The 13,394-nt window shown below is 39.8% G+C and carries 18 protein-coding genes and 1 pseudogene; 1 reads left to right on the top strand and 18 read right to left on the bottom strand.

Going from position 1 to position 13,394, the window contains the following annotated elements; all coding sequences use genetic code 11:
* Window positions 1-42 precede the first annotated feature (42 nt).
* Window positions 43-504: pseudogene (locus G9371_RS14130) on the top strand (NADP-dependent oxidoreductase); the annotation flags it as partial.
* A 53-nt stretch (window positions 505-557) separates the two neighbouring features.
* On the opposite strand, the gene G9371_RS14125 reads toward G9371_RS14130, so the two are convergent.
* The 18 genes from G9371_RS14125 to G9371_RS14040 form a co-directional block, all read right to left on the bottom strand.
* Window positions 558-1,490 carry an IS5 family transposase gene (locus G9371_RS14125; RefSeq protein ID WP_001040034.1) on the bottom strand — a complete coding sequence of 311 codons (933 nt, stop codon included), beginning with the start codon at window positions 1,488-1,490 and terminating at the stop codon, window positions 558-560.
* A 360-nt stretch (window positions 1,491-1,850) separates the two neighbouring features.
* A complete protein-coding gene (locus tag G9371_RS14120; protein WP_000991896.1) occupies window positions 1,851-2,714 on the bottom strand; it encodes a hypothetical protein in 864 nt (287 codons plus the stop codon).
* 132 nt (window positions 2,715-2,846) lie between these two features.
* Window positions 2,847-3,359, bottom strand: coding sequence for a hypothetical protein (locus G9371_RS14115; protein WP_000135193.1), 513 nt, complete (start codon window positions 3,357-3,359; stop codon window positions 2,847-2,849).
* A gap of 33 nt (window positions 3,360-3,392) precedes the next feature.
* A complete protein-coding gene (locus G9371_RS14110; protein ID WP_000582280.1) occupies window positions 3,393-3,815 on the bottom strand; it encodes a hypothetical protein in 423 nt (140 codons plus the stop codon).
* A 53-nt stretch (window positions 3,816-3,868) separates the two neighbouring features.
* On the bottom strand, window positions 3,869-4,615 hold the full coding sequence (locus tag G9371_RS14105; protein ID WP_225452568.1) for a hypothetical protein: 747 nt from the start codon (window positions 4,613-4,615) through the stop codon (window positions 3,869-3,871).
* A gap of 316 nt (window positions 4,616-4,931) precedes the next feature.
* Window positions 4,932-5,411, bottom strand: a complete 480-nt coding sequence (locus G9371_RS14100; RefSeq protein ID WP_000279556.1) for a hypothetical protein — start codon at window positions 5,409-5,411, stop codon at window positions 4,932-4,934.
* Entirely contained in the window at window positions 5,386-5,706 is a 321-nt protein-coding gene (locus tag G9371_RS14095) for a hypothetical protein (protein WP_001080572.1), read from the bottom strand. The genes G9371_RS14100 and G9371_RS14095 overlap by 26 nt, the downstream gene beginning before the upstream one ends.
* A gap of 235 nt (window positions 5,707-5,941) precedes the next feature.
* A complete protein-coding gene (locus G9371_RS14090) occupies window positions 5,942-6,481 on the bottom strand; it encodes a 3'-5' exonuclease (RefSeq protein WP_000613547.1) in 540 nt (179 codons plus the stop codon).
* 158 nt (window positions 6,482-6,639) lie between these two features.
* Window positions 6,640-6,801, bottom strand: coding sequence for a hypothetical protein (locus tag G9371_RS14085; RefSeq protein WP_001083422.1), 162 nt, complete (start codon window positions 6,799-6,801; stop codon window positions 6,640-6,642).
* A gap of 4 nt (window positions 6,802-6,805) precedes the next feature.
* The gene (locus G9371_RS14080; RefSeq protein ID WP_000973813.1) at window positions 6,806-6,952 is read right to left on the bottom strand and encodes a hypothetical protein; all 147 of its coding nucleotides are present in this window, start codon (window positions 6,950-6,952) and stop codon (window positions 6,806-6,808) included.
* Between the two features lie 191 nt (window positions 6,953-7,143).
* Window positions 7,144-7,815: an AAA family ATPase gene (locus G9371_RS14075; protein WP_000575331.1), complete on the bottom strand. Its 672-nt coding sequence runs from the start codon at window positions 7,813-7,815 to the stop codon at window positions 7,144-7,146.
* A complete protein-coding gene (locus G9371_RS14070; protein ID WP_000774949.1) occupies window positions 7,812-8,177 on the bottom strand; it encodes a nucleoside triphosphate pyrophosphohydrolase family protein in 366 nt (121 codons plus the stop codon). Before G9371_RS14070 ends, G9371_RS14075 begins: the two co-directional genes overlap by 4 nt.
* Window positions 8,170-8,427, bottom strand: coding sequence for a hypothetical protein (locus G9371_RS14065; RefSeq protein WP_002017378.1), 258 nt, complete (start codon window positions 8,425-8,427; stop codon window positions 8,170-8,172). Before G9371_RS14065 ends, G9371_RS14070 begins: the two co-directional genes overlap by 8 nt.
* Window positions 8,428-8,457: 30 nt before the next feature.
* Window positions 8,458-8,685, bottom strand: coding sequence for a hypothetical protein (locus tag G9371_RS14060; RefSeq protein ID WP_000047654.1), 228 nt, complete (start codon window positions 8,683-8,685; stop codon window positions 8,458-8,460).
* A complete protein-coding gene (locus tag G9371_RS14055) occupies window positions 8,685-8,969 on the bottom strand; it encodes a hypothetical protein (RefSeq protein ID WP_001019929.1) in 285 nt (94 codons plus the stop codon). Before G9371_RS14055 ends, G9371_RS14060 begins: the two co-directional genes overlap by 1 nt.
* A 3-nt stretch (window positions 8,970-8,972) precedes the next feature.
* Complete coding sequence (locus tag G9371_RS14050) at window positions 8,973-9,884, bottom strand: hypothetical protein (protein ID WP_001167538.1); 912 nt, start codon at window positions 9,882-9,884, stop codon at window positions 8,973-8,975.
* A 12-nt stretch (window positions 9,885-9,896) separates the two neighbouring features.
* Window positions 9,897-10,886 (bottom strand): ribonucleotide-diphosphate reductase subunit beta, encoded by a 990-nt coding sequence (locus G9371_RS14045; RefSeq protein ID WP_023897602.1) that lies wholly within the window; start codon window positions 10,884-10,886, stop codon window positions 9,897-9,899.
* A 97-nt stretch (window positions 10,887-10,983) separates the two neighbouring features.
* Window positions 10,984-13,356 (bottom strand): ribonucleoside-diphosphate reductase subunit alpha, encoded by a 2,373-nt coding sequence (locus tag G9371_RS14040; protein ID WP_001103335.1) that lies wholly within the window; start codon window positions 13,354-13,356, stop codon window positions 10,984-10,986.
* Window positions 13,357-13,394: the final 38 nt, after the last annotated feature.

The following is a 13,394-nucleotide window of genomic DNA, read 5'->3' as shown; positions in this document are numbered from 1 at the left end:
TATCAATAGAAATACTTTTATACAAAACATGGAGTTATGCGAGTGGAAACAGTTATTAACCAACGCATCGTTTTAGCTAAACGGCCACTCGGTGAGCCAAAACACAGCGATTTTCGTATTGAGCAAGTTGAACTCAATGAACTTAAATAAGGCGAGATATTGTTAAAGACCATTTACTTGTCACTCGATCCTTATATGTGTGGTCGCATGAGTGATGCTCCCTCATATGCAGCACCGGTTGAAATTGGCGAAGTGATGGTCGGTGGAAGAGTCAGTCAAGTAGTGGCCTCTAAAAACCCAAAATTCAAAGAAGGCGAGTGGGTTCTTTCAGGAAATGGCTGGCAGGGCTACGCAATTTCTAATGGGACTGTATGTCAAAGCTTAGGTATGCAACCTGAACATCCATCTTGGGCATTGGATATTTTGGGAATGCCAGGATTTACTGCTTATATGGGGTTGTTAGACATTGGTCAGCCTAAAGCCGGTGAAACTTTAGTCGTTAGCGGCTTTGTTGCACAAAGATTTAAAAGACAACACTCTGCTCATTTGAACAGAATTCAAGTGACAACTTGGGTATGAGGACGACCTAATTCTGTAAATTTATTTAATACTGCCACACGAGCATGAATCTCATTCACTTGGCTCTGAAAGTTTCTCGCACTGAGTTTATCCCCCAATAGTTTGATGCAATGCATCTTGGTTTCAACTAAACTTCGACGATGATAGCCTGCCCATTTTTTCCAAAGCGTTCTTCCTAAACGTTTAACTGTTTTCAGTAACTCATTCCGCTCTAAAGATCTCAATTTCTGATCTTTCCATGGTTTTGCATTTTTTCTTGGCGGAATGACCGCATGTGCATCTCGATCTAGAATGACTTGTCTGCAGTGCTTCGTGTCATAAGCACCATCGGTATAGACCGAATCAATCTGCTCATTCAACGGGATTTGATCAAGTAAATCACCGAGTACTTGCGAATCGCTCACATTATTTATAGTAAGCTGTACTGCACGTATTTGCAAGGTTTCAGCATCGATGCCAATATGAAGCTTACGCCATTGGCAACGATATTCAGGTTCATGTTTCTTACGTTTCCACTCGCCTTCACCTAGAAACTTTAAGCCAGTTGAGTCGACGAGTAGATGTAGCCCATCACTACTTTTTTGATAGCTAATCGCAATATTAATATGTTTTTGTCTTCGACAAAGCGTACTGTAATCTGGTGCGGTCCAATTTAATCCACAAAGTTTAATCAGACTTTGAACAAAACCTGTGACCATGCGTAAAGAGAGTCTAAATAAAGATTTGATCATTAAACAGCATTGAATAGCCTTATCGGAGTAAGTTTGATTTCGACCTTGCTTGTCTTGTGGTTGTGCATACCACTGAGTGTTTGGATCAAACCAAATGGAAATGTTACCCCGATTAATGAGAGCGCGATTATAGGAAGACCAGTTGGTTGTACGATAAGTTTTAGGAGTAGGTTTATTCATTTTGAAATATAGGACTGAATAAACCTTATAGGCTAGGTTTGTGCAACAAAGCCAGTGTTGAGTGAATAGTAAATGTAATTATCTGGAAATATATAGTAAGCGATAACTAATAATATGGATTCTATCTACTGTTTTATATTTTTAAAAGAGTATAACAATATTTATAAGTAAGCGCTTATATATAAGAAGTGCTATTTTGCGTTGTAAAGCGCTAGATTTAATTTTATTTTCAGCGTGAGTGTTTCTTTATAAAAATTTTTTTAACGTAATTAGCGCGCAAATTAGAAGCAGGAAAATAGTGTTTTTGACATAGGCAAAAATAAAGGGAGTTTGACACTCCCTTTTTACCGCTTTTTTCTATTACTTTTCACTTGGAAAGAGATCAGCTTTCATCTTGGCTAAAATTAGCGACTGCTCATTTGGAATTAGCTTATTTCCTTCTTTTGTTGCAATTTTCAATAGGGGGAACATTTGGAGCATCTGTCCCGCCTGCGCTCGCGCTGTACCTTCTGAGTAATGTGCATTCAACAGGTTGTTATATAGATTGCCACCTTTACCAGTTGTAATATAACCATCTGTAATAATCGTCTCAAATGCGATTCTCATGACCTTATTTAAGTTTCCACCGTTCTTGAAATAGGTGAACAAGATAATGACCTTCTCAGCTACTTTCTTTTGAACTGTCTCAACATTACCTCGTGTACCAATTACCGTCGGTTGGTTGTTCAGGATACGTAACAGGTTTTCTTGTTTTTCTTTAAGCTTGTCATTTGGTAAATCAATATCACTCGCTTCAAGAAGAATCATGTCTGCACTACCGCCTAGACGGTCTAGTAAAACTTCCGACTTCTTAGAGTTGTAGTGCGTTACACGTTGCTGTGTAGATTTAGGTACTTGTTTTTCAGTTACATTCTCAGTTTTTAACTTCTCAGGCTCTGTAACTTTCTTATCTGAAACAACAGAATTTTCAACTTCTTCTGCTTCAAGGCTTAAATCTAATTCTTCATCATTAATGAGTGTTTCAAGTTCAGTGTTATTTAAGTCGTCTAATAACTCAACATCATGCAACTCTTCATCGATTAGCTTTTCATCTTGAACAGCAGCAGATTCGGCTGTTGGCTCTAAAGCCATGTCGAGTTCTGATTCATCAATATCAAGTTGATCAAAAAGATTAGATATAAGTAATTCATCATCTTTTACTTGATTAGTAGCTTTTGCGTTCATACTTACATACCTTTATTAGTTGAAGTTATTGCAGTTTTCTTGCTGCTGTATGTAGTTTATTGAGCGCCGTGTGGATAAGAAGCGAAATGATGGCGATGTTGTAGGTAAAGTAAAATAATAAGATTCAGTGTGTTACCACACTGAATCGAAATTGGTCTTCGGTTTGAAGGTAATTGACGGGAGATTTTCTTCTATTAGTCCCTCGACCGTAATTTGTTCATGAATGCACTTGGAAAGATTGTCCTCACTATAGGTAAAGTTACCTTCTTCATCGTAATAACATTTGGAGTATTTCAAGAGGATGTCTTCGTATTCCGCATCGGCTGATGACCGCCGGTTGTGCGTCTTGGATAAAGGTTCTTCATACCATCGGTCATCATTCCGTTTATTTAAGATCGCAATTTTAAAGATTGGATATTGTGACTTGTAGTGGCTGGAAACTATCTTGTCGCTGATTTCGCCGAGCCATATTAATTGCACACATAGGTTTTCATTTTGAAATTCGCGCACCGAAAACATGTTTAGCGGCAAAGTGTCTGGTTCGTTTTCGGCATGCTTTCTAAAAACTTCCTCAAAATGGGCACGTAACTTTTCATATTCTTCCTTAGAAATCTCTTTGCTAAACATGTCAAAGTAACGCGCCATTATTTTTCTCCTTCATTTACGGTATCGTCGTGTTTACTCATAGGTAAGTTTTCTCATAACTTCGCCAACTGTCTGTTGGGCGTAATACAAATCAAGCTCAAACCCATATTTGATCAATTCATCTAAATCGATATATCCAAGCTCCGGATAACCGCCATTAAGTCTGATTACTCCATATGCTTGAGTATGAGGTGGACCAGCAACGTCTAATTCAACGATGTAAACGTCGCTATCTCCCTTGAAGTAATGCATTTGGCATATTGCGTTGTCGCCTTGGCCGTCTGTTTGATAGGTAAGAGGGCATTTGGCTACGATGTCATCGACTTTGATAATCAAGTCTTTGTAATGCTCACTCTCAACACCTTTGGTTCCTGATAGAAGGCAGGCGATTTGATGGTCTGACATAACTTTGCGCAGATTGCCAATACGGCTAAAAATACTTTCAGCAATAATCATAACGTAATACCCATTAATTATAAATAAGTGCTTACTTATTATTGCAATCAAAATTAGGCATTCAATGCTTTCTGATTGGGTTTGATTTTATTAATAAGCGCTTGGAACTCTTTACGGTGTCGGTCTTTGACGTCGGTCCACTTCACGTCCGAAAGGCTAACGATCGGTTTAAATTCGCCATGCCCGGAAGTGTAAATATCAATTGAGCCAACTGGATCTGAAAAAACAATGGTTCCATCACTACGTTGCATTAGATTTGCCGCATGGATGTCATAAAACGCATCACCGTAACTGCCTACGAAATTATTTAGTTTTTCGAAGTAAGGTAGAAGGGTAGGAACGTCCTTCAGTTGAGGAAGCTGATTTGCCATTTCAATGAGAATTTTAGCTGTGGCACCTCGAACACTTATACCGTGCTCTAACCCTGCAAGACGGCGGCGCAATTCATATGTAAGGTTTAAGGCAAGGCTGCGATTAGGACCTTTTGAAATCTTCTCAAGGCGCTCTACTTCAAACAGAAATAATGGAACTAATTTTTTATTTGGTTTTGTGAGGTTTGTTTCTTTCACATTCTTGCCAACCAGGTATTCACCAACTTGGCCATAGTTTTTGATTAATTTAGGTGAGTGAATGTCATCAATCTTAATTGCTTCGTCGTTAAGCATGTAATAAGTGGCTGGACAGACAGTCAATTTAAGAACGGTATTGGGATTTCCGCTTTCAAAGACACCTGAAAACATGCCACTTGCAATGAGTTTTCTACCTTTTAAAGCCTCATGTGTTTTTCTAACGGTTGTCACACTTGAGTCATTCATCAATAAAATTTTCATATCCAATCAATTCATTTCTTAATTAGCAAAACGTTAAGTTATTTTAGTCAGCTAATTGTTAAGTTGATTGGAAAAAGCAAAGGCGGCATGACTTACCCGAAGAACTGATAAATTAAGGCTGCCAACTTATTACTTTAGATTTAAGCATAAGAAATGTCCTCTTTTTGATTTAAGCTTTCTTAAGTACGTTGGTTGGTAATACAAAGCTCGTTTTGTTTCTTCAATCATAATCATAAAAAGCCCTGTATGATCAGGGCATTAATAAAGGCGTTCAATTGAACGCCTTTTAATCCATCTTAAACAGTTTTAGACCATTCAGCTTGCGCCTTACAAAAACTGCATCAGCTCCACCTTTATAGGGAATTTCATTTTTTTGAACGAGAATGTTTAAGACCACATTGTCAAAGGAGGAATACTTCACTCCCTCCAATTCCTTTTCATAAGCCATTATCAGTGACTTTTCGAAGTTTTCGCCAATAAAAGAACATTCAAAATATTCTTCCATGTCTTCGCAATAAACATTAAAACGATATGTAATCTTCACTTTATATTTCCTGTATTTCAGGAAATAGCAAAAATTGGCAAACCCTATAAAAAAATAGAGTATAGAGAGGAGGTAATCTTTTAACTCGAAGAAGGCTTTGTAGAATGAATATGCAGAAGCTAAAGCTGCTGCTGCTAATCCAAGTAGCAGAAGCCCTTTTAAAATATCCTGCCATCTTCGCAATGAGCAAAGATGATTATTTAACTGATGTAGAACGGCCACAAATAAGTCTCCAGAAAGTTAAAAGTCTTAAATAAGCTGCGTAATACCAAGTAAGTCTCCTAGTGAGAGGGAGGCGATTTCCTAAGTGACCTGCTGAATTAGCAGCCTTAGCAATGCGTTCATTTCCAAACTCTTTAGGAAGGGTTTGAGAATTAGAGCCATATTTGGTATTCATTTCTTTAATGATTTGTTGGCAATCTTTTAGACTTAATGGAGCCTTTTCAAGGTGTCCTTTTGACTGTGCCTGATGAGCCTTTGCTCGCTGTAATTTACGTTTACGTTGCTTTCGATTCATAGTCTTTCCTCATAGCTTGATTTAATAGCTTTTTTGCGTTTTGCGAGACGCCAAGGTCTATATCTGATGTCGTAACAGCCCTTACATGTGGCGGTGAATCGTTTTGATCTACCGTTTTTGTTGGTGTGCCACTGCCAGTAAAAGAACTCTTCATCCAAGGGGAAGTAAGATTTGCATTCGATGCATAACTTCTCCTTTCCTAAGTCCGTATAGATGAATCTAGGTAGTTTTTCTTTCATACTTCCACCTGAAAGAAACCTCGCTCTCTTGCCTTAAAGAAGCACTGCATCATCACGTCTACGTCATACGATGCAGCGTGTGCTGCTAATGCGTCATATTCAACGCCTAACGAAAAACACAAATCTGCTAACTTTGGGTATTTGCCATCAAACGTTGCCCAACGGCCATATTCCATCGTGCAGAAAGAAGAAACTTTCTTAGGCGTCATGCCTGCACGTTTCAGTTCAGTTGCGATAAAAGGGCCATCAAATGCAAAGTTATGAGCCACTAACAAAGAGGCGTGATTTACGATTGAGGCAACTTCTTCTGCTATATCTACAAATTTTGGACAACCGATAAGGTCTGAATAGGAAATGCCATGCACCGCTTGAGCTTTTGGATCAATGTTTCGTTCAGGATCAATTCGCTGTACGAATTCCTCTAGCTTTGCGCCGTCCAAGTCATATTTAATGAGAGCGATTTCAATAATCTTGTCGCCATTATCTACTTCTAGCCCTGTCGTTTCAGTATCGACTCCAAGAATATATGGAATCATAGCTAACACTCCGAAATATAAGCAGTTATTTAACTTTCGTTTTGAAATATAGCATTGATAAATAAGGATATTTCAGGGATATATATTTATATTCCTGAAATATATTATAGTAAGCTATTACTAATAATCTTGATTCTTAAAAATTCATTTAATGCGGTCTAAATACGATGCGGTTTTCGCTCTTTCTTTGGTTTTTGAGTGAGTTTAATTACTGTCCAAATTGCAACGATAAAACCAAGTCCTAACATTGCTCCTGTCAGGAATTTATCGAATAGCATTAGCCAATGAATTTTTAATGGAAAAATAAAACAACTATTCATCGCATTATCCCTCTTTAGCTGTTAATACAAAATCTTTCGTTCCAATAATATTTTCTAAATCATCAACTGATTCTTTGAACCATTTGATAGCTTGCTCAATAATTCCGCCTTCTTCACTAGAAATCATTGCAGAACCAAAAGCTTTCATCATGAGAAAAAACTCATTTAAACTTTACTTACAAATAGATAGTAATGATTTTCTTTTGGAACAAAACTGTTCGTGAAATTTATCCAGTAAATGAAAGCCACCCGAAGGTGGCTCTCTCTGAGTAGGGCAACTCAATTAATTATAAGCACAATAATAAAGTAAGTGCTTACTAATAATATAGCCCCAAATAAAAATTATTGCGGGAGACTTGAAGGGGTGAAGTATGCATTAAAACCACTTTCCGAACTGTTCCAGTTAAAGACACGATCATTATCCATATTTCGTAACATTGAACGGGCCAATGCGTCTGAACATACGGCAACTCGACGTTTTAAATTGGTCACATTTCTTGGGATATAAAACATCGGTACTTCGTTTACTCGTTCATCATTAATCAGACCCAAAATAAGCGAATTTAGATGTTCAATAAACCCTAAAGCGGCGGGTGCAGATTTTTCATCCTCTTTAAGTTCGATGCCCGGCTGAACCAGCAAGATGCCGATACAGTGATCTCGTGCTACCTGCGCACAGCGGTCGATATAGCGCATAAGACGCTTAGACTGTTCCTCAGTAATATCAGGTCCAGCATGTATCAACGCATATGCCATAAGATCAATAGGGGAGCGATCCGCTACTGCATCGATGTGGTAATTGGCTTCATAAATGTCATTCAGGCGCTCAATGAGGTGTTCCTGAACTTTCATTCGCTCATCAAAGCTATAGCTCTGATTAGCTGAATTAAAGCCAATTTCCTTTTGCAATCTAGTAATCGACATAGGGATAAATTTTGCCCCTGAAACTCTGGCAAATTCTTGAGCCAAAGTAGTCTTGCCGGTTCTATGACTGCCACATAATGCAAAAATCATGCTTCCACCTTATCCGCACGAGCTTGGGCTTGCTCATTTGAATAAGTGCCTTTGCTATAGCGCTTACCCAATTTTGCCATATTCGCCGCAATCGTTTCCTCACGGCTTACCCCGATGATTTGGCGAATACGTTCCATGTAGAACTCTAAATCACCAAGTTCTTCAATCACGTTTTCACGATCTAGCGGTTTGCCGTAAATTGCATGTTTCTTGATTGCGTCAAGAAGTTCACCAGATTCACCTGAAACACCGACACCCATGTGAAGTAAATCGGCTTGCTCTGGTGTCATATCATTCAGGATGTCCTGACCTTTTTTCACCAAAGCCGTGACCATTTCGCTAAAAATGATTTGATCAGCCAACTTTGTTCTCCAAGTTAGTTACACGCGAATTCAAGCTATTGATTGAATTGCCTTGAGTGACATTCACTCCTTCTGCATTATTCATGCGGCTTGTCAAAGTTGAAATTGAGGTGCTTTGACTAGCGTTAGTGTTTTCAACATTTGTAACGCGATTAGCAAGAGTATTAACGGAAGCAACATCAGCCTTTTGAGTCAATTGGCTCTTAAGGTTGTTAATTTCCATTTCGATCTGTTCGTTAGTCATAGTCATGTGCTATCTCCTGTTAATGACATAGACGGTTTAGACTTTTATTTTCTTTTTGACCTCAAGGCCTTCATTACCTGCGGCTTGATAAGCTGCGGTCAAATGCTCAATTGCGGCATCAATGTGGCGATTAAATTCAGGATTGATGCGCTCTAGGTAATACTGATGCCTAGTCAGGTGGTCATTCACCATGCTTAAAAGGACATAAGATGTATGTAATGCCTCATGTCTGAACCACTTAGGATTTACCTTCGTTTTACTCATTACCCGTTCATCTCCTGAAAGACTTCCGTTAATGCTTTTCGTGTTTTGATAGCGCGCGCAATTTCGACATTGTTATCTTCAATGCGAGTTGTAGCGGATCGAATTAATTCATTTTGAACATCGTTGTCCTCTAACAGGCGCTCTTCTAAATCGAAAAGCTCACTCAGCTTTTGCTCAAGATCAGCCGTGATATGGCGAACTGTTTTAGGCTTGACTTGGCCCATGCCAACTTTTTCTTCAAGATGTTCGGTAGCTTTACTTTGTCCGATTCCAAAAATATTCATGACTTACTCCTTGTTTTTCGATAAGAAGATTTCTGCTTCAATGAATTTGCGATGTTGTAACCAGCCTTTTAGATTTCCGTGCATTGTTGGGTTGGCATACTTTTCCGTGCGGTGATCAAAGCTGTCAGGTGTTGCTTGGTGCTCAAAAGGTGAAGCATGCAAAGGTTCAGCTCCGACCAAGCGTTCGCAAAGTTTTAAATCTTCACCAACATTTGATTTATTGCCGTAATGGTTCATGAAAGAGACGCGGCAACAACGGGCACCAGATACCTTTTTTAATACCTCGATTTTGTGCTGCTTCCGTTCCTCGTCTGTGATATATGGCAAGTGCCATTCACCAAATTTGAGCTTTTTAGGTGTTGAAGTACGCATTGCTTTTTCAATGAGATAAGCAACAGCGAAGATTTCGAACTGTGCGTCCTCATGGATACGGAGATCGAAAAAGTTATCCATTTCCGTAGAGCTAAGAACCACATGCATAAATTGCCAAGGCATCAATAAGCGGTTGGCCGTTTGCTTGTGCAGTCCTAATTTCATTAAGGACCATACAACACCGCACATCAGGCGACCTGACCATTTCCATGCAAATCGGCACAAGCGAATCTTGCGTTTTGAAAACTGTTCATTCGCTTGCATGCCAGCCTTGTTTTTGCCCCAAAAGATTGGATATGCCGGATTGTTCCAGACTTGCTGAATGATCTTTGAAATAGGAATGGCGCGGTTAGATGCGGCATTACGGCTGAATACACGATGAGTCATCATTTCGGCATGTATTGGTAACCAATACATAAGCTCAAAGGTGACAAGGCGATCGCCGTATTCATTGATGCTGTCTGCCAAGATTTTTACTTTGATTTGACCTTCCTCAATTGCTTTATCAATGAGGTGTACGAGGTCGAAATTAGTAATTTGCAATTTAGTTCCTCCTTACCAAACCAAAGCACCGCCAACTTTGTAGTCAGTGACGCGGGTTTCGAAGAAGTTCTTTTCTGACGTATTAGGTTTAGAGAACTGCTCAACCCAAGGGAATGGATTTTTTACGCCTGGATATGGCACAAACGGCGCTTGAATTTGTTCAGCACGGAGGTTTGCAAGATGCTTGATGTAATCCTCAATAGCTTTAGGATTCGTTACGCCTTTAGTAATGTATTTCCCCCAACTGATTTCCATTTCTGATGAAGTCAGGAACACTTCAAGAGCTTTATTCCAGAAGGATTGGGTAAAGACGTCTTTATTTTCGTGACGAAGGGTGTCTAGCATATGTGCGAACAAATCTAGGTGCGTTCCTTCTTCATCACGTTGGATATAGCGAATCATGTCGGCTGAACCTAACATTTCACCCTTATCGGCAAGCAGATAGAACGAAAGGAAACCTGAGAAGAAATAAACACCTTCAAGCAAGACGTTTGATACACATGAAAGGGCAAAACCTTCAGCCGAGAATTTTTCACCGAGTAATCGCGACTGTTTGAGAATGAACTGGTTTTTTTGAGCCAATAACCCATCACGTTCAAATGTCATGTAAACGCTCATTGGATCAAGACTGACTGTCTCAATGATCGTGGCGTATGATTTGACGTGTAGCGCTTCTTCCCATGCTTGACGTGACAAACACATGGAAACTTCCGGAGAGGTTACGTGTTTTGCAATATTCTGGTTGATGTTGTTGAATTGAATGCCGTCTAGGTTTGACAAGAAAGCTAATGCTTTATCAAACATGAAACGATCTGCGGCATTTAAGCGGTTATAACTGGCAACATCATCTGCCATATTTACGACATGCGGAAACCACGTATTATTTTCCATGCGGTCGAGAATGCCTTTTGCCCATGTATGCTTCATCGGGCTAATTGCCATTAGGTCATCCTTGGGACCTAAAATTAGACGTCGGTCATTAATACGATTTGCGTAAGTCATAATTTCTTTAATACTCACAAATAAAATAGGGATGAACTTTTCATCCCTATAATTATAGTAAGCGCTTACTAATATTTGCGCCTAAATTAAAAAAGTTTTACTGGCAGCTTTCACAATCTGGATCGAGAATTGAACACATCTTTGGTGCGCTTTCAGTTGGTTCTGAAAGTTTGCCTAAAGCTGCGTTAGCTAATTCCGCAATAACTTTGGTTCGCATTGAAGCGCTCTTCTCTGCATCAGATTGATTGCGTAAGTAGTAAGTGGTTTTCAAGCCAAGTTTTTTAGCTGTTGTATACCACAAATCTAAATCACGACCAGTTGTACCTTGTTTTGCAAAGAGGTTAGTTGATTGAGACTGGTCAATCCACTTTTGACGAACTGCGGCTGCCTTAATGATGTAGAGTTGGTCGACATAATACGATTCTTTGAGCAAGTGATATTTGTCACCGACATGAGCAATTGCAGGATCGACGACTTGGTAAGTACCACCTAGGTTAGACTTGAAGTATTCAAGCAAGAACGGCGGTTCTGTGCATTGAGTTGTTCCTGCAATATTCGAAATCGTTGCAGTCGGCGCAATCGCCATAACGTTCGAGTTACGCATCCCTTTTTTGACTTTTTCACGTAAAGCCTCCCAGTCGAATCGACGAGGTTGATCAAAGAATGGTTTGCCGTCTTCCATCAATTTGGCGTTATCGATTGGCAAGATACCTTTAGACCAGTTAGAACCTTCAAATGATGGATATGAACCGCGTTCTTGAGCCAAGTCTGCTGAAGCCTCGATAGCAAAGTAAGAAATTGCCTCAAACAATGCGTCAGCTTGCTTTAAGTGTTCTTCGCTTTCGAAATCCACACCTTGTTTTACCAGCCATTCGTAATAACCCATCACACCCAAGCCGATAGGGCGGTGTTTGAAGTTAGAGTTGGATGCGCGGTCGCTAGGGTAGTAATTCACGTCAATTACAGAATCCAAATTACGAATAGCCAAGCGGATAACTTCACGTAATCTTTCTAAAGGATTTGGAGCTGACATTACTTGTGAAAGGTTAATAGAACCTAAATTGCATACCGCTGTTTCGTCTTTAGATGTATTTAACGTAATTTCAGTACACAAGTTACTGTGATGAATAACGCCTGCATGTTGTTGAGGATTACGGCGGTTACATTCATCTTTGTAAGTGATCCAAGGATGACCTGTTTCAAATAAATTGGTCAACAAATGGCGCCATACCTGAATAGCCGGAAGTTGGAAATCATATTCACCAGCGGCTTCTAGTTCTTCATAGCGTTTAACGAAATCTTCGCCGTAAAGTTCATGCAATTCAGGGAAGCGTTTAGGCGAGAAGAAAGACCACATGGCATTTGGATCTTCTTTGCGTTCGATCAAGAGATCAGGAACCCAAGCGGCAGGGAATACGTCATGAGCACGGCGGCGGTCGTCACCAGATTCTCTTTTAAGCTCACAAAACGCCATAAAGTCTGGATGCCAAGCTTCTAAGTATGGGGCAACCGAACCCTTACGTTTACCGCCTTGGTTTACGGCAACTGCGGTATTGTTCTGGACCTTGATATATGGAACTACACCACTTGAAATACCATTGGTTCCAAAAATTAATTCATTTTCACCGCGTACTGGCGTCCAGTCTGTACCAATACCGCCCGCAAACTTAGAAAGTAACGCCGTTTCTTCAATTGCTCCAAAAATAGAAGCAAAGCGGTTATCACCTTCATCAGCAGCAATGGTGTCTGAGACTTGGTTCAGGTAACAGCTTGATAACTGAGGATGTAACGTACCAGCATTAAATAGGGTTGGGGTAGAGGAGACGTATTCTAATTTCGAATAAAGCTCATAATAAGCCAGCGCTACAGAAGTACGGATTTCAGGTTTTTCTTTTAAGGCAACACCCATTGCTACACGCATCCAGAAATGCTGTGGCAATTCGATAATATTACCCGACATATTGCCTGTTTCTTTCTCTAGGCGAATATCGCGATTGGCACGAATAAAGTAACGGTCGGCTAATGTATCAAGCCCTAAGTAGTGGAATGATAAGTCCCGCTCAGGCTTGATAGCGGCATTAATGCGCTCAAGGTCATAGTTTAAAAGTTCAGGGTCCAGCAGTTTTAAAGAAACGCCTTTTTCTAAATAATCTTTGATATGAGGATACTGAAAGCCACCACCGCTGACTTTGCCGTTTACACCGCATACGGTTTTATATAAATCTAACAGCAATAAACGCGCAGACACCAAAGATGCATCAGCTTTGGTTGCAGACACTAACTTAGCAGCGCCTTTAATTAATGCCTGTTGAATGTCACTGGTTTTGATACCGTCATAAATTAGTAAAATTGCCTTATCAATCACTTCTTGCGATTCGACCGACGTTCCATCTACAGCCCAGTTGACTGCTTTTTCAATTTTTGATGGTGAAAAAGGTTCTGTCGCGCCATTTCGCTTGGTTACGTTCATATCGTTTCCTTAGTTAGTGAATTACCACTCAACGATGC

This window comes from Acinetobacter sp. EKM10A (genome assembly GCF_011075215.1).
Lineage (GTDB): Bacteria > Pseudomonadota > Gammaproteobacteria > Pseudomonadales > Moraxellaceae > Acinetobacter > Acinetobacter baumannii.
This window is presented reverse-complemented; position numbering and strand designations above follow the sequence as displayed.

What these genes read in the sequence shown, in the direction of transcription:
- G9371_RS14055 (WP_001019929.1), bottom strand. Translation starts at nt 8,969, where the DNA reads ATGAATATTTTTGGAATCGGACAAAGTAAAGCTACCGAACATCTTGAA.
- G9371_RS14065 (WP_002017378.1), bottom strand. Translation starts at nt 8,427, where the DNA reads ATGACTATGACTAACGAACAGATCGAAATGGAAATTAACAACCTTAAG.
- G9371_RS14110 (WP_000582280.1), bottom strand. Translation starts at nt 3,815, where the DNA reads ATGATTATTGCTGAAAGTATTTTTAGCCGTATTGGCAATCTGCGCAAA.
- G9371_RS14060 (WP_000047654.1), bottom strand. Translation starts at nt 8,685, where the DNA reads ATGAGTAAAACGAAGGTAAATCCTAAGTGGTTCAGACATGAGGCATTA.
- G9371_RS14095 (WP_001080572.1), bottom strand. Translation starts at nt 5,706, where the DNA reads ATGAATCGAAAGCAACGTAAACGTAAATTACAGCGAGCAAAGGCTCAT.
- G9371_RS14120 (WP_000991896.1), bottom strand. Translation starts at nt 2,714, where the DNA reads ATGAACGCAAAAGCTACTAATCAAGTAAAAGATGATGAATTACTTATA.
- G9371_RS14115 (WP_000135193.1), bottom strand. Translation starts at nt 3,359, where the DNA reads ATGGCGCGTTACTTTGACATGTTTAGCAAAGAGATTTCTAAGGAAGAA.
- G9371_RS14080 (WP_000973813.1), bottom strand. Translation starts at nt 6,952, where the DNA reads ATGATGAAAGCTTTTGGTTCTGCAATGATTTCTAGTGAAGAAGGCGGA.
- G9371_RS14125 (WP_001040034.1), bottom strand. Translation starts at nt 1,490, where the DNA reads ATGAATAAACCTACTCCTAAAACTTATCGTACAACCAACTGGTCTTCC.
- G9371_RS14075 (WP_000575331.1), bottom strand. Translation starts at nt 7,815, where the DNA reads ATGATTTTTGCATTATGTGGCAGTCATAGAACCGGCAAGACTACTTTG.
- G9371_RS14090 (WP_000613547.1), bottom strand. Translation starts at nt 6,481, where the DNA reads ATGATTCCATATATTCTTGGAGTCGATACTGAAACGACAGGGCTAGAA.
- G9371_RS14045 (WP_023897602.1), bottom strand. Translation starts at nt 10,886, where the DNA reads ATGACTTACGCAAATCGTATTAATGACCGACGTCTAATTTTAGGTCCC.
- G9371_RS14040 (WP_001103335.1), bottom strand. Translation starts at nt 13,356, where the DNA reads ATGAACGTAACCAAGCGAAATGGCGCGACAGAACCTTTTTCACCATCA.
- G9371_RS14085 (WP_001083422.1), bottom strand. Translation starts at nt 6,801, where the DNA reads ATGAATAGTTGTTTTATTTTTCCATTAAAAATTCATTGGCTAATGCTA.